The organism is Pseudomonadaceae bacterium SI-3, assembly GCA_004010935.1.
Taxonomy (GTDB): domain Bacteria; phylum Pseudomonadota; class Gammaproteobacteria; order Pseudomonadales; family Pseudomonadaceae; genus Stutzerimonas.
Map to the genome: position 1 here is coordinate 762,514 of CP026511.1, position 19,538 is coordinate 782,051.

The following is a 19,538-nucleotide window of genomic DNA, read 5'->3' on the forward strand; positions in this document are numbered from 1 at the left end:
ATTATCCGGTATTGGGCCAGTTGCCACCAGAGGCGCTTCGCCACACAAAAACGGAGCCTTTCGGCTCCGCGGTTGATGCTACTGGGCAAGCTTCTTGTATTTCACCCGATGCGGCTGGGAGGCTGCGTCGCCGAGGCGCTTCTTGCGATCGGCTTCGTACTCGGTGTAGTTGCCCTCGAAGAATACGATGCTGCCGTCATCCTCATAGGAAAGGATGTGTGTGGCGACGCGGTCGAGGAACCAGCGATCGTGGGAGATCACGATGGCGGCGCCGGGGAAATCCAGCAGCGCTTCTTCGAGTGAACGCAAGGTTTCCACGTCGAGGTCGTTGGAGGGTTCGTCGAGTAGCAGTACGTTGGCGCCTTCTTTCAGCGTCAGCGCCAGGTGCAAGCGACCGCGCTCACCGCCGGAGAGATCCTTGACGAACTTCTGCTGGTCACCGCCCTTGAAGTTGAAACGCCCCACGTAGGTGCGTGACGGAACTTCGTAGTTGCCGATACGGATCATGTCGGCGCCGTCAGACACTGCTTCCCATACGGATTTGCTGCCGTCCAGGTCATCGCGGCTCTGATCGACACAGGCGACCTGCACGGTATCGCCGATCTCGATGCTGCCCGAATCCGGCTGCTCCTTGCCCATGATCATGCGGAACAGCGTCGACTTGCCCGCACCGTTGCCGCCAATCACGCCAACAATGGCGCCCTTGGGCATGCTGAAGGAAAGGTCGTCGATCAGTACGCGGTCGCCGTAACCCTTGGTCACATTGTGGAAGTCGATGACCTTGTCACCCAGGCGCGCGCCGGCCGGAATGTAGATTTCGTTGGTTTCGCTGCGCTTCTGGAATTCCTGCGACTGCATTTCCTCGAAGCGCTGCAAGCGTGCCTTGGACTTGGATTGGCGGGCCTTGGCGCCTTTGCGCACCCACTCCAGTTCTTCCTTCATGGCCTTTTCATGGGCCGACTGCTGCTTGGATTCCTGCGCCAGGCGGTTGGATTTGGCTTCCAGCCAGCCGGAGTAGTTGCCCTCGTAGGGGATGCCCTGGCCGCGGTCGAGTTCGAGGATCCAGCCGGCGACGTTGTCCAGGAAGTAGCGATCGTGGGTGATCGCGACGACGGTGCCGGTGAAGTCATGGAGGAAGTGCTCCAGCCAGGCCACTGAATCGGCGTCCAGGTGGTTGGTTGGTTCGTCCAGCAGCAGCATGTCGGGTGCTGAGAGCAACAGACGGCACAGCGCCACGCGGCGCTTTTCACCGCCGGACAGGTGCTCGACCTTGGCGTCCCATGGCGGCAGGCGCAGGGCGTCGGCGGCGACTTCCAGCTGGCGCTCGAGGTTGTGACCGTCGCTGGCCTGCAGAATCGCTTCGAGCTTGGCTTGCTCGGCAGCCAGCTTGTCGAAATCGGCATCCGGCTCAGCGTAGGCGGCGTAGACTTCGTCCAGGCGCGCCTGGGCATCCTTGATGCTGCTGACGGCTTCTTCCACGACTTCGCGAACCGTCTTGTTCGGGTCGAGCTCCGGCTCCTGCGGCAGGTAGCCGACATTCAGCTCAGGCATCGCCCGCGCTTCGCCGTCGAACTCTTTATCGACCCCAGCCATGATCTTCAGCAGGGTGGACTTGCCCGAACCGTTGAGACCCAGCACACCGATCTTGGCGCCGGGAAAGAAGGACAAGGAAATGTTCTTGAGGATTTCACGCTTCGGTGGAACGACTTTGCCAAGCCGATGCATGGTGTAGACGTATTGAGCCATGGAGACGAGTGCCCGTGACGAGGAAAAAATGAGGCGAATCCCGCCGCTGTGGGCGGGTCGAACCGAACTCGCAAAGCTACCGGAATGCATCTGGCAGGGCAAACTGGGTTGCTGACTCGATGCTGGCGCTTTGATGGCTCTCAGGGCATCCTTGACGCCGTTCGGGCGTTGGTCCGATGCCGCGCTCGCCGCAACGCCACAAAGGACTTAATCGTTTGATCGATCAACATCCTTCCCCATCAGTGTCAGCCCGCCTCGACAGGCTTGTCCGCAGGATTGCTGTCACCTGTGCGCGCTTTCTTGTGCCGCTTCGCCTGCGCGCTCGTTGGCAACTGTTGCGCTATTCGGCGACGGCGCTCGGGGCGATCGAAGAGCGGATTCTGATCAGCGACTTCAGTGGCCGTCTGCAATTTCTCAACAACCAGGCCGAGGCAATGTTCGGCCTGAGTAGCCGCGAGGCTCCACGTTATCGTCTGCAGGAGCTGCTGCCGAATCTGGATCCCCTGGCGTTCGACGCGGCCAATTCGACGGTTGATCTGTGCCTTGAGGCCGTGCGACTGCTTCAGGAGGGGGAGAGCCGTCTCTTTTCGATCACGCGGCGGGCTTTGCACCTGGCGGGTGAGCTGGAGCCGTCTGGTTTTGTCTGGGTCATGCGCGATATCACGCGTGAGCGGTCGGCGCAGGCGGCACTGGTTGAGCGTGAACGGTTCTGGTCGGAGGTGCTGCGCGCAGTGCCGGACACCCTTTATGTCCAGGATCTGGAGGCCGGCAAGCTGCTGTTCAGCAACAGCAACCTGGCCGCGCGGCTGGGCTACAGCGAAGAAGAGCGCGGCGACGACAGCAACCTGTTCTGGCGACGCATCAGCCACCCGGACGATCAAGAGTACATCTGGCGGCTGCTGGCCCTTCGCGGTTCGATGATTGACGGCGTCGTGCAGGAGTCGTTACTGCGCTGGCGCCACCGTGACGGCAAATGGCATTGGTTCTGCGTGACTGAACAGGTCCTGACGCGCAATGAGCAGGGGAAGGTGCAGCGCTTGATTGGCGTGGCCCGGGATGTCACTGCGAACATGGAACACAGCCATTCCCTGCGTGATAGCGAACGTCGCTACCGGATGCTCGCCGGTAGCCTGCGCGATGTGGTCTTCACCACCGACAGTTCGCTGCGCATCGACTACATCAGCCCTTCGGTGCAGACCGTGCTTGGCTACAGCCCGGAGTGGGCGGCGCAGCATGGCCTGGATCGAGTGGTGGCCAAACCGCGCCAGGCGGCGCGCTTCTATGACCTGATGAGGCGGGTGCGCGATGCTTCGGTCAGCCCGGTTGAACTGGCTAAGCTGGGGCAGACCTTGCAGGCGCAAACCCTGTATTTCGACTGTCTCGCGGCCGATGGCCGGTCGGTCGCGATCGAGCTGCGGATGATGCTGATCTCCGACGAGAACAACCGGTTCGATGGAACCCTGTGCATTGGCCGGGATGTCAGCGAACAGCGCCAAGCCGAGACGGCATTGCGCCGCGCGGCGACCGTATTCGACCATTCCACGGCGGCCATCGTTGTCACCGATCCCGCCGGCAAGATCGTCCAGGTCAATGCGGCATTCGTCCGGATCACCGGCTACAGCGTCGACGAGATCAGAGGCGAGCTGCCGATGGTGCTCAGCGCCGACCGTCAGCAGGCCAATCAAATGGACTATGTGCACAGCCAGGTCCTGCAGACCGGCAGCTGGGAAGGGGAGTTCTGGCTCAAGCGCAAGGGTGGCGAGACTTACCCATGCTGGATCGGCATTACCGCCGTTCGCGACGATGAGAATGAGCTGGTGAGCTATGTCTGCTTTTTCAGCGACATGAGTGAGCGCAAGGCCAGCGAAAAGCGCATCCACCGGCTGGCCTATTACGACGGGCTGACTCAGCTGCCCAATCGCACGCTGTTTCAGGACCGTCTGCACAGCAGCCTGCAATTGGCCGCCCGGCGCCGTGGCTGGGTGGTGCTGATGTTTCTCGATCTGGATCGCTTCAAGCCAATCAACGATTCGCTCGGTCACGCCGCCGGTGACCGCATGCTCAAGGACGTCGCAGTGCGCCTGGCGTCGTGCGTTGATGAGGACGACACGGTGGCGCGCATGGGCGGCGATGAGTTCACCTTTCTGTTGCGCCCCGGTGGTGATCGCGACGAGGCGCTGAGCCGGGCAATCCATGTGGCTGAACGGGTCCTGGGCAGTCTCGCCGAACCGTTCGTGCTGTCTGGCCGAGAGTTCTTTGTCACCGCCAGCATTGGCATTGCCCTGAGCCCACAGGATGGCAACGACATCAGCCAGCTGATGAAAAATGCCGACACCGCGATGTATCACGCCAAAGAGCGCGGCAAAAACAATTTCCAGTTCTACCAGGCCGAGATGAATGCCAGCGCACTGGAGCGTCTGGAGCTGGAAAGCGATCTGCGCCACGCCCTCGAACAGCAACAGTTCGTGCTGCACTACCAGCCGCAATACCTCGCCGACGGCCATACGCTGACCGGTGTCGAGGCATTGCTGCGCTGGCAGCACCCGTCCCGTGGTCTGGTGCCGCCCGGCGAGTTCATTCCGGCGCTGGAGGAATTGGGGCTGATTGTCGAGGTAGGCGACTGGGTCATCGGCGAAGCCTGCCGGCAGATCGGAAACTGGGAGCGGGAGGGCGTGGTGGTGCCGAAGGTTTCGGTGAACCTTTCGGCCCGCCAGTTCGCCGATGGTCAGCTGGGTCAGCGCATCGCCGGGATTCTCGCGTTCAGCAAAATTGCACCGAGCCGGCTGGAGCTGGAGCTGACCGAGAGCATCCTGATGCAGGACGTCGGGGGCGCGATGCGCATGCTCGATGCGCTCAAGCAGCTCGGCCCCTCGATTGCCATCGACGATTTCGGCACCGGTTACTCTTCGTTGAACTACCTCAAGCAATTCCCCATCGATGTGCTGAAAATCGACCGCAGTTTCGTCGATGGTCTGCCCGAAGGCGAGCAGGATGGGCAGATAGCCCGAGCGATCATTGCCATGGCGCATAGCCTCAGTCTGTCGGTGATCGCCGAGGGCGTCGAAACCCAGGCGCAGCTGGACTTCCTTCGCGAGCATGGCTGCGACGAGGTGCAGGGTTTCTATCTCGGCCTGCCGGTGCCAGCGGCAAAGTTGAAAGCGTCAATTTCAAACTGCAAGCAGCAGGCCACAGTCGGCCAGCTAGAACCAGGGGCTGCGTTGTAACGGGGCTGCAACCGCTAGCAGCTTGTCTCATGTTGTAGATGACCACGGCTCATACCCGCGCTCCGGCGGATGAGGTAGAATCCGCGCCTCTTTATTACCGCCAGCTGATTCTCAGGGGACTGCCATGTTCAGCCGTGATTTGACCCTCGCCCGTTTCGACGCCGATCTCTTCGCTGCCATGGAGCAGGAAGCCAAGCGTCAGGAAGACCACATCGAGCTGATCGCCTCGGAGAACTACACCAGCCCCGCGGTGATGGAGGCCCAGGGTTCGGTACTGACCAACAAGTACGCAGAAGGCTATCCGGGCAAGCGCTACTACGGCGGTTGCGAGTACGTCGATGTGGTCGAGCAGCTGGCCATTGACCGCGCCAAGGAACTGTTCGGCGCCGACTACGCCAACGTCCAGCCGCATGCCGGCTCCCAGGCCAACAGCGCCGTCTACCTCGCCCTCTTGCAGGCCGGTGACACCATTCTGGGCATGAGCCTGGCCCACGGTGGTCACCTGACGCACGGCGCCAGCGTGTCCTCCTCCGGCAAGCTGTACAACGCCGTGCAGTACGGCATCAACGACCAGGGCCTGATCGACTATGACGAAGTCGAGCGCCTAGCCCTCGAGCACAAGCCGAAGATGGTTGTCGCTGGTTTCTCTGCCTACTCGCAGAAACTGGATTTCGCCCGTTTCCGCGAGATCGCCGACAAGGTCGGTGCCTACCTGTTCGTCGACATGGCCCACGTAGCTGGTCTGGTTGCTGCTGGTGTCTACCCGAACCCGGTGCCGTTCGCCGACGTAGTGACCACTACTACTCACAAGACCCTGCGCGGCCCACGCGGTGGTCTGATCCTGGCCCGCGCCAATGCCGAGATCGAGAAGAAGCTGAACTCTGCAGTGTTCCCAGGCGCCCAGGGCGGCCCGCTGGAGCACGTCATCGCCGCCAAGGCGGTATGCTTCAAGGAAGCGCTGCAACCTGAGTTCAAGACCTACCAGCAGCAGGTTGTGAAGAATGCCCAGGCCATGGCCGAGGTGTTCATTCAGCGCGGCTTCGACGTGGTTTCTGGTGGTACCCAGAATCACCTGTTCCTGCTCAGCCTGATCAAGCAGGACATCACCGGTAAGGACGCGGATGCTGCGCTGGGCAACGCGCACATCACCGTGAACAAGAACAGCGTACCGAACGACCCGCGTTCGCCGTTCGTGACCTCCGGCCTGCGCATCGGTACTCCGGCCGTCACCACCCGCGGTTTCGGCGAAACCGAGTGCCGCGATCTGGCTGGCTGGATCTGCGACATCCTCGACCACATGGGCGATGAGTCGGTAATCGAAGCAGTTCGTGCCAAGGTCGAGGCGGTCTGCGCCAAGTTCCCGGTCTACGGTCAGTAAGACGCTTCATGCAGTAACGAAAGCCCGGCCCTGTGCCGGGCTTTTTCGTTTCAGTGAGGAATCGCCCGCGTCACGGCGCGTCAAGGCTAAGTGCCATCTGGTACTGTGCCTGCCGCGCCGCCTGGGTTAAGTTTCACTCACGTTTTGCCAGATTTAGGTCATCGGAGAGGCTCGATGCAGCTCAAGCACAAGATTGCCGCGCTCAGCATCCTGCCCCTGCTATTGGCTGTGGCGGTGGTCTGCGCGCTGGTGCTGTTCCAGAACCAGCGGCTCGGCGAGCAGCAGGCGAAGCTGATCGAAAGCAGCATCCTGGCGAGCAAGCAGGCCGAGCTGAAGAACTACGTCGAGATGGCCTTGAGCACCATCGCGCCGTTCTATGGCAGCGGTCTGAACGATGAGGAGACCAAACAGAAGGTGCTCGCTGCTTTGGGGCGCTTCAGTTTCGGCAGCGATGGCTACTTCTTCGTCTACGATCGCAGCGGGCGCAACCTGATGCATCCGCGCCAGAGCGAGCTGGTCGGCAAGGATCTGTGGAACATGACCGATCCTAACGGTTTGCCAGTGATCCAGGCGTTGATGCGCAGTGCCGAGACAGGTACCGGATTCCAGCGCTACGCCTGGCAGAAGCCGTCGACCGGACAGTTCGCCGCGAAGCTGGCCTATGTAGTGATGCTGGAGCGTTGGGGTTGGATGCTGGGCACCGGCATCTATCTCGAGGACGTAGATGAGGCGATTCTGCAGGTGCGCGAAGAGGTCGCCAGTGGCATCTACACCACCATGCTGGCCATCGCCGGCGTCGCGCTCGTCGCGGTGTTGCTGGTCTTCGCCAGTGGCCTGACGCTCAATGTCAGCGAACGACGACTGGCCGACCGCAAGCTGCAGTTACTGACCCAGCGCATTGTCAGCTTGCAGGAAGAAGAGCGTTCTCGTGTTTCTCGCGAACTGCATGACGGCATCAGTCAGCTACTGGTGTCGATCAAGTTCCAGTTTGAACTGGCCAGTCACGAGCTCGCCAGCGGCAATCCCAATGCGCTGGCAACTCTGGATCGCGGTACCGAGCGGCTGGCGGGGGCGATTGGCGAGGTGCGGCGCATCTCCCATGATCTGCATCCATCGCTGCTCGACACGCTGGGCCTGTCGGCGGCTGTTGGCCAGCTTGTGGCCGAGTTCGAACAGCGCAGCGGGCTGAAAATGCTATACAGCAACGACCTCGGTGAGAACGATCCTGACGATTCGGTGGCAGTTGCGCTGTTCCGGGTGTTGCAGGAAGCGCTAGCCAATATCGAGCGTCACGCTGCAGCGCAGTCGGTGCACATCAATCTGGACGGCGACGACGCGTCGGTGCGCCTGCGGGTGAGGGACGACGGAGTCGGCTTCAATCCGCGCCATCTCGACAGCATCAAGGGCGGCGGCATCGGTCTGCGTAACATCCGCGAACGGGTGGAACACTTCGGTGGTCGTTTCAGCCTGCTATCTGAATCCGGTGGCACCGAACTGGATGTCACCTTGCCGGCCCGGGCCGGCTGAACTGTCGAACATTGAATAATAAGAGGCTCGCTCGATGAACCCGCAAGCGTGTATCAAGGTGGCTTTGATCGACGACCATGCTTTGGTTCGGGACGGCATCCGCGCCTTGCTGATGGCCGTGCCCGAATTGGACGTGGTCGGCGAAGCTGGCAGCGGCGCCGAGGCGCTTGAGCTGCTGGGTCGTGTCACGGCCGATGTCGTGTTGATGGACATCGGGCTGAAGGATGTAAACGGTCTTGAACTGACGCAATCACTGCGCCAGCAGTTTCCCGGCTTGCGCGTGCTGATTCTGAGCATGTACGACAATCAGGAATACGTGAACACTTCAGTCAAGGTCGGCGCCAGCGGCTATGTACTGAAAGATGCGCCCTCACGGGAAATCATTGTCGCGATCCAAGCGATTGCCGCCGGAGGCACCTATTACAGCGAGGGTATCGCCGAGAAGCTGGCCAGCCGGAGCGCCGAGGAGCGCGAGCTCACGCCTCGTGAGCGTGAAGTGCTGCTGATGCTGGCCCAAGGGCATAACAACAAGACCATGGCGCGTACCCTGCAAATCAGCGTACGGACGGTCGAAACGCATCGCCTGAGCATTCGCCGCAAGCTGGATATCGACCGCCCGGCGGATCTGATGAAGCATGCAATGGTGCATGGCTGGCTCCCAGGGCAGCATTAACTTGGCAACTGTCAGCGCCGCCGGGACGCGCTACTAAAAGCAGGCGGCGTTACGCGGTGGCTTCTGTAGGATAGGCGCATCCAATACATCGGGACGCGCCATGAGCCACGCCTCTGTCAGAATGATTCCGCCTCCACCCCTGGTCTATCTGGCCTTCATGGGTGGTGCATGGGGGGCGTCGAAATGGGTGCCTCTCGACCTGCCTGAACACGAACTGGTGTTTTATGCCGGCTGGGTATCGATAGCGGTCGGCATCGTGCTGATGCTCTGGTCGGCGCTGGAAATGCATCGTTATCGCACCACTATCAACCCCTACGGCAAGCCGAGCAGTCTGTTGCAGAGCGGGCCGTTTCGTTTCTCGCGCAACCCGATTTATCTCGCCGACACCTTCATCTATTGCGGTGTTGGGCTGTTGCTCAACAGTGTCTGGCCGTGGTTGCTATTGCCCTTGTTGGTCGTTTGCATGCAACGCACCGTGATCGTTCACGAAGAGCACCTGCTGATGCGGCTGTTTGGTGACGACTATCGAATCTACCGACGGCGTGTCCGGCGGTGGCTCTGAGCAGGTGGGTGATGATGTCGCCTATAGTGAGAAATGAAGTTTTCGGGGAGTGGACATGATGATCGAGACAACCAGCGACCGCCGGCGCTTTCAGCGCTTTGAATTCGATGCCGAAACGGAGCTGGTGCAGGGCCAGCGTCGCTGGCCTGTCCAGCTGCACGATCTTTCCCTGAGGGGCTTGTTGGTGCACCGCCCGGCTGGCTGGGATGCGGATCCCTCCCAGCCGTTCGAAGTCCGCATTCGGCTCTCGGATGACGCCGAGGTGCGTATGGAAGTAGAGATGACTCGTGGCGACGGTGAGTTGGTCGGGCTGGTCTGCCGGCATATCGATGTCGACTCGATCAGCCACCTACGGCGGTTGGTCGAACTCAACCTGGGCGACGAAGCGCTGCTCGAACGTGAGCTGGCAGCGCTTGGCGAGCCGCGATAGCGCCGGGATTACTCGAATAGCGCGTCCAGGGCCTGCTCAAGCCGTGTCACGGCAATTACTTGTAGCCCGGCCGGCGCCTCCTTCGGTGCGTTGCCCTTGGGCACGATGGCGCGCTTGAAACCATGCTTGGCGGCTTCCTTCAGTCGCTCCTGGCCGCTTGGCACCGGACGGATCTCCCCGGACAGACCGACCTCGCCAAACACCAACAAGTCGGTATCCAGCGGGCGGTTGCGCAAGCTGGATATCACCGCCGCCATCAGCGCCAGGTCTGAGGCCGTTTCCAGCACCTTCACGCCGCCGACCACGTTGATGAACACGTCCTGGTCGTAGGTCGGAATGCCGCCGTGGCGATGCAGGACGGCCAGCAGCATGGCCAGACGATTCTGATCCAGGCCGAGGGTAACGCGCCGGGGATTGGCCATGTGGCTGGTATCGACCAGCGCTTGCACTTCCACCAGCATCGGCCGGGTGCCTTCCCACGTTGCCATGACCACGCTACCAGGCACCGCTTCCTGCGCGCGGGTAAGGAAGATCGCAGAAGGGTTGGTAACTTCCTTCAGCCCCTTATCCGTCATGCCGAACACGCCCAGCTCGTTGACCGCACCGAAGCGGTTCTTCACGGCGCGCAGCAGCCGCAAGCGGCCGTCCGACTCGCCTTCGAAGTACAGCACCGTGTCGACCATATGTTCCAGCACGCGCGGACCCGCGAGTGCGCCCTCCTTGGTAACGTGACCGACGAGGAAAATCGCTGTACCACTCTGCTTGGCATAGCGCACCAGCAGCGCCGCGCTTTCCCGTACCTGGGCGACGCCACCCGGTGCCGACTGCAGCTGCTCGGTGAAAATGGTCTGGATCGAATCGATGACCATCACCTTCGGCTTTTCCAGCCGCGCAGTAGCAATGATTGATTCGATGCAGGTTTCGGTCATGACCTTGAGTTGGTCCTGCGGCAGGTCCAGGCGACGAGCACGCATGGCCACCTGCTGCTGGGATTCTTCACCGGTGACATAGAGCGCGGGAAACTGTCGGGCAATGTTGCACAACGTCTGCAGCAGGATGGTCGACTTACCGATGCCAGGATCACCGCCGATCAGCACCACCGAACCGTCCACCAGGCCACCGCCGAGCACACGGTCCAGCTCACCGGAGGCGGTGGAGAAACGTGGTACTTCCTCGACGCTGACTTCGGCCAGCGTTCGGATGTTGGCTTGCTCCCCAGCCCAGCCTGCGCGGCCCGATGGTGGGGCTGCGCCATCGATAATGGTCTCCACCAGCGTGTTCCAGGCGCCGCAGTCACCACATTGACCGGCCCATTTGGGAAAGGTCGAGCCGCATTCGGTACAGCCATACATGCGCTTGGCCTTGGCCATGGGAGACTCCGCGTCGGATGAGTGGAGTCGCATGATAGCGGCTGACTTGATCGCCATCAGCCACAAGCGCCACTTAACCCTCCAGACTGTAAACAAACCGAACAGGAGTCATCCCATGCGCCATTTGTTGTTTCTGCACCTGCTAGGTGCCAGCGTCTGGGTAGGCGGCCACCTGGTTTTGCTGTTCAGCGTGCTGCCCGGGGCTCTGCGCCGGGGTGATGTGCAGCCGGTGCGGGCTTTTGAGCAGCTCTATGAGCGGGTCGGAATCCCGGCCTTGCTGTTACAGATTGCCACCGGCATATGGCTGGCAGGGCAGTGGTTGCCGCACGCGCAATGGTTCGGCGACTCGCCAATCGCTCATCTGGTTCAGGCCAAGCTGGTGCTGCTGGTTTTCACCGCAGCGCTGGGTGTACATGCAAGGCTGGCGATAATCCCGAAGCTCGATGCGCAGCGCTTGCCGCAACTGGGTGTGCATATCGTGCTGATCACACTGACAGCGGTGGCCTTCGTCTGGGTTGGGTCTGGCTTTAGATTCGGCGGGTTGTTCTAACAGCCACAGCGCGGTCTTTCAGTTCTCACAGAAGAGAGAAACCGGCTGGATGCTAGCGGCTGGACGCGTTTGAAAGGTTAGCCAAGGGGGAGAAGATATCCGCGACCCGTCACGCCAGGCGAACCGAGGCTGACGGGCGGGGAGGGCCGAGCAGGATTAGCCGCAGCAGCCACCGCAGCAGCTGCCGCTGGCACGCTTGAGGTCACGCGCAATGTCGTCCTTGAGTGATACTCGCTCCAATTTGAGCGCGCTAAGGGCTTCGTCATCGAGCAGTTCAACACCGTCCTCGACACGGCAAATCTGCTTGTCCAGTGCCTCGTAGGTTTCAGCCTTGCGGGCGAACTTGGGATCCTGCTGACGCAGCTGATGAAGCTGCTCGAGCTTTTCGGGGAAATCCTTGACCAGGGGGTGATGTTCGACGTGCATGGGTGCCGCTCCGGTTGGATGAGAAGAGCTGTACCTTAGCGTTGCGCCACACGATTCTTTTTGACGGCGATCAAGCAGTCCGTACTGTCGCCTGCCGCTCATCGCCGAATCTCTCTGGCTCGCCACTTGAACCCAATCTATGCTGCAGCTTGTCGAAGCGCTACGGCGGACGATCCGACCGCAAGAAAACTATCCGATTGAAGGAAAGCAAGATGGGCATGATCAACGAATTCAAGGCATTTGCTGTCAGAGGCAACGTCATCGACATGGCGGTGGGGATTATCATCGGCGCCGCCTTCACCAAGATCGTCTCGTCCTTTGTCGCTGATGTCGTGACGCCGCCGTTGGGTATGTTGATCGGCGGTGTCGATTTCTCGGACCTCTCCATTGTGCTCAAGCAGGCGGTTGGGGATTCGCCCGCAGTGACCTTGAGCTATGGCCGCTTCCTGCAGACAGTGTTCGATTTCAGCATTGTGGCCTTCGCCATCTTTCTCGCCGTCAAGGGCCTCAACAGCTTGAAGCGCCAGGAGGCGGCGGCCCCGTCTGCACCGCCAGCGCCGAGCAAGGAGGAAACGCTGCTTACCGAGATCCGGGATGCGCTGCGTGCGCAAAACCGACCCTGAGCCTGAGGGATTCCAGCGGCGTTCGATCTCTAAAGGCTTTGGCCTGATCAGGTCGCGATCAGCCGCTTGAGCCACTCCAGCAATACGCTCGGCAGTAGTTCCGGTTTTGGCAGCAAGGCGTATTGGTGAGCGCCGAATACTTTGGGTAAGTAGTTGGCTGCCTGGCGGTCGATTGTCAGGCAGAACGTCGAGATGCCCTGCAGATTGGCCTCGGTCACGGCCTGTCGCATGTCATCCACGCCGTAGCGACCCTCGTACTCATCCTTGTCGTTCGGCTTGCCATCGGAGAGCAGCAGCAGCAGACGATGCGTGGCGGCCTGCTGCAGTAGCTCGCTGCTGGCATGACGGATCGCCGCGCCGGCGCGGGTGTAATGTTCCGGTTCGAGCGCGCTGATGTGCAGGGCCACTTCCTGGCTGAAGGGTTCGTCGAAGCGTTTCAGTTGTCGCACGATCACGGCGTCCGGGCCTTCGCCCGAAAAGGCCTGCACGGCGTAAGGCTCACCCAGGCTTTCCAGCGCGATGCAGACGATGAGCAGCGCTTCACGCTCTACATCGATAATCCGGCGCCCGGCTGATACCCAGCCGTCCGTCGAGCCGCTGACATCGATCAGCAAGGTAATCGCCAGATCCCGCTCTGCAGTGCGCCGGTTCTGATACAGCGCATCGGACAGCGAGCCGCCGGCTCTGAAGTCGGCATAGCTGTCGATGTAGGCTTGCAGGTCGATCTCGTCGCCATCCAGTTGTCGGCGACGCGTTACGCGGCGGGCCCTCAGCATTTCGAAGCGCCGGCGGATCTGGTTCAGCATCGAACGGTGTTCATCCAGCGTGGCTTCTACCCATTGCGGGGAGCCGGGCAGATTGGGCAGCACGCGGACGGTGGCGCCGGGCTGGCGGTAGTGCCCGGTGTGGTAATCCCATTCCGGATAGGAAAGGCCTTGGCCGTCGGCGATAGCTCGTTTGAGCTGCAGGGCCGTGTTGCTATCTGGCGGGTCGTCCGAAATCAGCACCTCTTTAGGACGCCCCGGTGTCGAAACCAGGCGTGCCTCGGGCAGTTCGGAAAGCATGTCGCCGTATTCGTCTGCGCTGGTATCCTCGTCATGGTCGACTGGGCGACTCAGACCCAGCGGGTCCTCTGCGTGCTGGTGCGGCTCATCGGCCTGCACCATGAACACTCCCTCGTCGTGTTTGTCCTCGTCCTCGGCGGCTTTGCGGATATCCGGGCGCCTGGGCAAGTGGGCGCTGCGCGGCGGTGCTGTGTCGGTGGAGGTTTGGCCGTCTGCGGGCAGCGCGTTTGCTGACCCTTCCGCTGCGCTGCTGGGCCGAAAAAGGTGGCCGGTCCAGCAGTCCCGCAGTAGCGGGGCATTGCCCAGTGAACAGTCCTGCGGAGACAACCCCCGCGTGCTCAGTACGGGATCGATTAGCTGCTGTGAATGCGCAGGCGATTCGCTGAGCGGGAAATCTTCTGGCGTTCGGCCGCACGGGCTTGCGAGCAACTGACGCAGCAGCGATTCAAGCGGCTGGCGCGCCGGAGAGAACGCGGTGAGTAACGGGCGTTGCCGCAAGGCCTGTCGCCGTAAATGCTCAATGGCCGAGCCCATGCCTGGCAGCATTTCGACCAGCGTTTCATCGACCGCCCAGGCTTCAAGTAGCAGATAGACGTCGGCCTGTAGCGGTGAAAGCGTTCCATCGATGAAGCTGGCACTGCCACGTTGAGCACGTATCGCCTGTTGCAGCGCCATGATTCGATAGTGTTCGTGACCGCGATCGATGTCCTCGATACCGGAGTCGGCGGGCAGCCACAGGTGCTTGCCGTCGGTAGCCGGAATTGCCTGGCTCTGCCAGGGATGCTGAGCCCGGCGAAACAGCCGAGCCAGCACAGTGGGCATCGGCGGGAGCTGCGCAATTCTGATTGGGTAGCTTGTACCGGTGACGGCAGTAATCAGCAGGTCGAGGCGAGGCGCCGCATCAGCAAGCGTTACCGTAGGCGGGCCTTTCGGCAGCGGACGATGACGGCGCCATAACCTCTGCACGAACACCGCGGCATGGCGTGCGGCGTCGCTGACCAGCTCCTCGGCTTCAGCCATGCCAACAGGAGCCGTTGCGGCGACGTTGCTCGGCATATTTGTTAGCTGCGGCTGGGGGGCGAGGGGACATGCAATGGCTAAACAAAGGTGCCGTTAACCAGATCGCGCAGGGTGCTGACCATCGAGGGCTCGTCGGACAGCGGTGACACAACAGCGGCATAGCAAGCCTCCCGTACTGGAATGCCGCAGAGGGTCAGCGTGCCCGCCGCAATCAGCAGTCGGGTGCTGGGGACCTCTGCCAATCCGCGGTCACGCAGCTGGCGGATACGGCCTGCGAGGCTGACCAGTCCCTTGGCCAGGGCCGGCTCGACACCGCTTTCATGTTGCACGATCAGCGCCTCGTGCTCGGGTGCCGGGAAATCCAGGTCCATCGCGACGAAGCGCTGACGAGTGCTGGGTTTGAGGTCTTTGAGCATGCGCTGGTAGCCGGGGTTATAAGACACGACCAGCTGAAAACCGGGTGCTGCCTGGACGTTCTCACCGGTCTTGTCGATCGGCAGAGTGCGCCGGTAATCGGTCAGTGCGTGCAGCACCACCACCGTGTCCTGCCGCGCCTCGACGACCTCATCGAGATAGCAGATCGCACCCTCACGAACGGCTCGGGTCAGCGGTCCATCCTGCCAGACGGTACCGTCATGTCGGATCAGGTAACGACCGATCAGATCACTTGCTGAAAGATCGTCATGGCAGGGAATGGTGATCAGCGGCCGACCAAGCCGCCAGGCCATGTGCTCGACGAAACGTGTTTTACCGCAGCCGGTCGGTCCCTTGAGCATGACCGCCAGCCCCCGGCTGTGGCAATGCTCGAACAGCGTGACCTCGTTACCCGCCGGCCGATACCAGGGCTCGTCCTGCGGTCGGCGAGCGGTGAGATCATGAACAGACTGATCCACGCCCACCTCAGACGGCCCGGTCTGCACGCATGCCGGTTTCTGTTAGCTCGTGTTCGTCTACCTCGAAACTCGGTCGGTAACTGAAGAAGTCGTAGATAAATAAGCCAACGCCAACGGAGAAGATGCTGGCGGTGGAGATCAGCATCACGAAGTGAATCTGGATTTTCAGCTGCGCATCCAGGTAGCCCATGCCCATGATCCGCTCCAGATACACCTGGCCGATCCCCGCCGTGGCGAAAGAAAGGGTCATGCCGAACATGCCGGCCAGCTGCAGCCAGAAGGCCCAGTAACCGATCGTTGTGCCTTGCTCCGGCCGCTTGTTGGTCAGCGATGGCAGGGCATAGGTGATCATCGCCAGCACGATCATGGCGTAGGCGCCGTAAAAAGCTGCGTGGCCGTGCATGGCGGTGATCAGCGTGCCGTGGGTCCACTTGTTGACGCTTGGCCAGGTGTGCGCCAGCCCCAGCAGGCCTGCACCGAACAGCGTGAAGATGGTGCTGCCAAGCGCCCAATGCAGCGCCAGCGAATTGGGGTGCGCCATGCCCGAGCGGCGCATGGCGCTGTAGGCGTACATCGCCATACCGATGATGGCCAGCGGCTCCAGCGCGCTGAAGAAACCGCCAATTGGTAGCCAGTAATGAGGCACGCCGACCCAATAGTAGTGGTGCGCCGTGCCGAGAATGCCGGCAATGAACACCAGGCCGACGATGACGTACAGCCACTTCTCCAACACTTCACGGTCCGCCCCGGAGAGGCGAATCAGCAGATAGGCGAGGAAGGCCCCCATGATCATCATCCATACGCCTTCGACCCACAGATGGATGGTCCACCAGCGGTAAAAGATGGAAACCGTGTAGTTCTCGTAGTGCAGTAACGCTGGAAAGAACAGCACGGCGGAGCTGACCAACCCCAGTAGCAGCACGCCTTCGGTGGTCGTGAATCGGCCGGATTTCTTAATGGTCATGCCGATGTTGTAGAGGAATATCAGCATGCAGATGACGATGACGATCTTGTGCGGCAGCGGCTGCTCCAGAAGCTTGTTGCCAGTGCCGTAGCCGAACAGGTAACCGATGACGGCAGTAACCCCCATGGCGGTCCATAGTCCCAGCTGGATGTAAGCGAGCTTGGTGCTGTGTAGTTCGGTGCGCGATTCATCGGGCACCATCCAGTAGGTCGCGCCCATGAAGCCGGTCAGGACCCAGACGATCAACAGGTTGGTGTGGATCACCTTGGTGACATCGAACGGCAGGATACTCAGCAGCGGGTCCGGCCCCAGGTATTTGGTTGCCGACAGCAGGCCGAACACCAATTGCAGTCCGAAAAGCACCATCGCTACGGCGAAGTACCAGTAGGCGACCGATTGTGATTTATAGCGCATGGCTGAACCCCTGCATGTTCGTCCGGCGAGCTTTGCGCACCGCACTCATTTGAATGACGCCAAGTACTGCACCAGTTGATCGACTTGCTCGTCGGTCAGCGATTCGCCGTAACCGTTGGGCATGAACGACACGCCCTCGGCCGAATACATTTCCCCAGGATGCAGGTAGGCGCTTGGCGAAACGATGGATTCGCGGATATAGCCTTCGACGCTGTCGGCTTCGCCCTCGTAGCCGGGCGAGTCGAGGGTTTGCTGGGCCCGTGTTGCTAGCCCAGCCAGTGTTGGCCCGGCGAGGTTCACACCGGGAGCGATGGAATGGCAGGCGTTGCACGCCGGGGTAGCGGTGCGGAATAGCGCCTCGCCGAGGGCAATCGGGCTTTCGTCTCCGGTGACTGGTCGAGCGCCCGGCGGCATCTGGTTCTCCGTCTTGCCGGGTCCGGAAATGTCCTGCTGGGCGATGGTCAGGCTTGTGCCGGGGATCGAGGAGCCGGTGACAAGGATCGGTCTCGGTGGCCAGCCCTGATTGTCGACATTAGCGACCCAGTCGAGGAACGCGATGAGGTCGTCGATCTCCTCGTCTTCGAGGTTGGGGTTGGGCATCAGTCGGCGATGCTGTTCCTCGTTGTAGAACCGCTCCGGCTCCTTCATGAAGGCCTTGAGATAGGGCGCACCGCGAAGTTGCGTGATCTTGGTCAGGTCCGGTGCGTAGTAGGCGCCTTCGCCAAACAGCGTATGGCAATTGATGCAGTTGTTGGCGTGCCATACGTCGTTGCCGCGGGTTACGGCCGGGGTGATGCTGTCGGCATTGGTCAGCTCCGGGAACTGTCGGTGGCTGTCAATCGTCAGCCCAAGGAATACCAGTGAGGCAACCAGGGTTGAGATGATGGCGAACAAGCGGGTCTGTCTTTTGTTCATCGTAGGCTCCGCTCAAACACCGATACCGGCCCAATGGACGATACCCATGACGCCGGCGTAGATGACAGCAGCTGCCATCAGCGCCAACACCACAAAACTGAGAACTCTGAAGAACTTCACCAAAGTGATGATCCTTTCGTTGGCCGAAGCGTTGTTGCACGGCTGGCGTTAGCCAGGGCTTGTCTGGCTTGCGTCCGCTCAGGTTTCAGGCCGGCGCTGGATGTTCACCAGTACCACGGCATCGGAGAGCGCCCGAAGTGCGTGTTCGGCGTGACCTTCGAGATAGAGGTGATCATTCACCTGCATGGTGTGCCAGGTGCCGTGCGCATGGACGTCTACCGTGCCTTGCAGGCACAACAGCGTGATGGCGCCGGCGACGGCGTGGGGCGGGAGCTGCTTGCCTTCCGGCATGCACAGGCGCATGACTTCGAGATCGGGTGTGCTGACGATTGCTTGCGATTGAACTGCTGATAGTTCTGAGTGTGTGAGGACGTTGACCACTTCCCCAGATTGAGCATGGTGCAAAGCCATCGGCGTTCACCGTTTTGGTGCATGTCACCGGAGGCTAGTTGACGAAGGGGGATGCGTCGAGGCGAATTCCGGATCGAACCTGCGGCCTCAGGCCGCAGATTCGACTTGCTGCCCCTTATTCGGGGCGAGGGGTGTTTGACGTGCTGGCTGGCAAAACCGGGTATGCCACGTGAGGCTGTTCGCCTGTCAGGCTGCGCAGGAAGGCCGCGATGGCACCGACCTCGTCTTCCTTGAGTGTGCGGCCTAGCTGGCTGTCGCCCATGATCGCCACTGCCTGTTCCAAGTCCCAGACCTCACCACTGTGAAAGTAGGGTGGCGTCAGCGCTACGTTGCGCAGGGGCGCGGCGCGGAACACGTACTCGTCAGTTGCCGTATTGGTTACCGTGAAGCGGCCCTTGTCCCCAGACGGCAGGATTTCGGCACCAGGCTTTTTGATCACGCCAAACGGGAAGTAGCCCTGGCCGCCCACGTTGACGCCGCTGTGACAGGCGGTGCAGCCCGTGTCCATGAACAAAGCCAGGCCTTCTTTCTGCTTGGTGTCGAGCGCCGTGTCGTCGCCCTTGAGGTACCGGTCGAAAGGCGCGTCCGGTGTGATCAGGCTGACTTCAAACGCCTCCAGCGCATAAGCCATATTGTCGAAGCTGACCGGGTCCTTGTCGTTCGGAAAGGCCTGCTTAAACTCGTTCGCATAGTCCGGGATGCTCTTGAGCGTCGCGACGACCCGCTCTGGGGTGTTGTTCATCTCGACCCCGGCTTGCACCGGGCCCTTGGCCTGGGCCTGGAGGTCTTCTGCGCGGCCATCCCAGAACTGTGCGGCATTGAATACGGCATTGAGCACGGTGGGTGAGTTGCGTGGGCCTTTCTGCCAGCCGTGACCGATCGAAGTGGTGACGTTGTCGCCACCGCCGAGACTGAGGTTGTGGCAGGTGTTGCAGCTGATGACGTGGCTGCGCGACAGGCGTGGATCGAACCAGAGCTTGTGACCCAGTTGCGCCTGATCAGGGCTGACCGCTTTACCGCGAACCTCCGTGACCTTTGCCGGGATCGGCTTGAATATCGCATTGGCGCGTTCGCGCAACTCGTCGGCGTTAGCCATGTTTGAGATCAGCATCAGTCCGCTGAGCAGAACGGGTACAGAGCAGCGCATCACGGAGTCCTTTTTCTATGTTGTCTGCCCTATGAGGCGCTTCTTGCGCGCCAGGCAAGTTGACTTGAATCAAGGCGGCGG

Annotated in this window: 17 protein-coding genes; 8 read left to right on the top strand and 9 right to left on the bottom strand. The window is 61.2% G+C overall.

Annotated features, from left to right (window positions below; all coding sequences use genetic code 11):
• Window positions 1-78 precede the first annotated feature (78 nt).
• The gene (locus C1896_03680; protein ID AZZ44094.1) at window positions 79-1,746 is read right to left on the bottom strand and encodes an energy-dependent translational throttle protein EttA; all 1,668 of its coding nucleotides are present in this window, start codon (window positions 1,744-1,746) and stop codon (window positions 79-81) included.
• A 176-nt stretch (window positions 1,747-1,922) separates the two neighbouring features.
• Between C1896_03680 and C1896_03685 the strand changes: the two genes are divergently transcribed.
• The 6 genes from C1896_03685 (at window position 1,923) to C1896_03710 (ending at window position 9,540) form a co-directional block, all read left to right on the top strand.
• Window positions 1,923-4,970, top strand: a complete 3,048-nt coding sequence (locus tag C1896_03685; GenBank protein ID AZZ44095.1) for a GGDEF domain-containing protein — start codon at window positions 1,923-1,925, stop codon at window positions 4,968-4,970.
• Window positions 4,971-5,094: 124 nt separating this feature from the next.
• Window positions 5,095-6,348 carry a serine hydroxymethyltransferase gene (glyA, locus tag C1896_03690; GenBank protein AZZ44096.1) on the top strand — a complete coding sequence of 418 codons (1,254 nt, stop codon included), beginning with the start codon at window positions 5,095-5,097 and terminating at the stop codon, window positions 6,346-6,348.
• Window positions 6,349-6,522: 174 nt separating this feature from the next.
• Window positions 6,523-7,875: a histidine kinase gene (locus C1896_03695; protein AZZ44097.1), complete on the top strand. Its 1,353-nt coding sequence runs from the start codon at window positions 6,523-6,525 to the stop codon at window positions 7,873-7,875.
• A gap of 34 nt (window positions 7,876-7,909) precedes the next feature.
• A complete protein-coding gene (locus C1896_03700) occupies window positions 7,910-8,548 on the top strand; it encodes a DNA-binding response regulator (protein AZZ44098.1) in 639 nt (212 codons plus the stop codon).
• Window positions 8,549-8,648: 100 nt separating this feature from the next.
• Window positions 8,649-9,110 carry an isoprenylcysteine carboxylmethyltransferase family protein gene (locus C1896_03705; protein ID AZZ44099.1) on the top strand — a complete coding sequence of 154 codons (462 nt, stop codon included), beginning with the start codon at window positions 8,649-8,651 and terminating at the stop codon, window positions 9,108-9,110.
• 58 nt (window positions 9,111-9,168) lie between these two features.
• Window positions 9,169-9,540 (top strand): PilZ domain-containing protein, encoded by a 372-nt coding sequence (locus C1896_03710; protein AZZ47507.1) that lies wholly within the window; start codon window positions 9,169-9,171, stop codon window positions 9,538-9,540.
• A gap of 8 nt (window positions 9,541-9,548) precedes the next feature.
• Here the strand turns inward: C1896_03710 and C1896_03715 are convergent, their stop codons facing one another.
• A complete protein-coding gene (locus tag C1896_03715) occupies window positions 9,549-10,910 on the bottom strand; it encodes a DNA repair protein RadA (protein AZZ44100.1) in 1,362 nt (453 codons plus the stop codon).
• A 115-nt stretch (window positions 10,911-11,025) separates the two neighbouring features.
• Between C1896_03715 and C1896_03720 the strand changes: the two genes are divergently transcribed.
• The gene (locus C1896_03720; protein AZZ44101.1) at window positions 11,026-11,460 is read left to right on the top strand and encodes a copper transporter; all 435 of its coding nucleotides are present in this window, start codon (window positions 11,026-11,028) and stop codon (window positions 11,458-11,460) included.
• Window positions 11,461-11,616: 156 nt separating this feature from the next.
• Here C1896_03720 and C1896_03725 read toward each other — a convergent pair whose 3' ends face one another.
• Window positions 11,617-11,886 (bottom strand): DUF465 domain-containing protein, encoded by a 270-nt coding sequence (locus C1896_03725; protein ID AZZ44102.1) that lies wholly within the window; start codon window positions 11,884-11,886, stop codon window positions 11,617-11,619.
• A gap of 212 nt (window positions 11,887-12,098) precedes the next feature.
• Here C1896_03725 and mscL point away from each other — a divergent pair, with 212 nt between their 5' ends.
• Window positions 12,099-12,509: a large conductance mechanosensitive channel protein MscL gene (gene mscL, locus C1896_03730; protein ID AZZ44103.1), complete on the top strand. Its 411-nt coding sequence runs from the start codon at window positions 12,099-12,101 to the stop codon at window positions 12,507-12,509.
• A gap of 47 nt (window positions 12,510-12,556) precedes the next feature.
• Here the strand turns inward: mscL and C1896_03735 are convergent, their stop codons facing one another.
• From C1896_03735 to C1896_03760, 6 genes are all read right to left on the bottom strand, one after another.
• A complete protein-coding gene (locus C1896_03735; protein ID AZZ47508.1) occupies window positions 12,557-14,593 on the bottom strand; it encodes a hypothetical protein in 2,037 nt (678 codons plus the stop codon).
• Window positions 14,594-14,670: 77 nt separating this feature from the next.
• A complete protein-coding gene (locus tag C1896_03740; protein AZZ47509.1) occupies window positions 14,671-15,486 on the bottom strand; it encodes an AAA family ATPase in 816 nt (271 codons plus the stop codon).
• Window positions 15,487-15,493: 7 nt separating this feature from the next.
• The gene (locus C1896_03745) at window positions 15,494-16,864 is read right to left on the bottom strand and encodes a nitric-oxide reductase large subunit (GenBank protein ID AZZ44104.1); all 1,371 of its coding nucleotides are present in this window, start codon (window positions 16,862-16,864) and stop codon (window positions 15,494-15,496) included.
• Window positions 16,865-16,909: 45 nt separating this feature from the next.
• Window positions 16,910-17,779 carry a cytochrome C gene (locus tag C1896_03750; GenBank protein AZZ44105.1) on the bottom strand — a complete coding sequence of 290 codons (870 nt, stop codon included), beginning with the start codon at window positions 17,777-17,779 and terminating at the stop codon, window positions 16,910-16,912.
• A gap of 198 nt (window positions 17,780-17,977) precedes the next feature.
• Window positions 17,978-18,310, bottom strand: a complete 333-nt coding sequence (locus C1896_03755) for a hypothetical protein (GenBank protein AZZ44106.1) — start codon at window positions 18,308-18,310, stop codon at window positions 17,978-17,980.
• A 115-nt stretch (window positions 18,311-18,425) separates the two neighbouring features.
• A complete protein-coding gene (locus tag C1896_03760) occupies window positions 18,426-19,457 on the bottom strand; it encodes a cytochrome C peroxidase (protein ID AZZ44107.1) in 1,032 nt (343 codons plus the stop codon).
• Window positions 19,458-19,538: the final 81 nt, after the last annotated feature.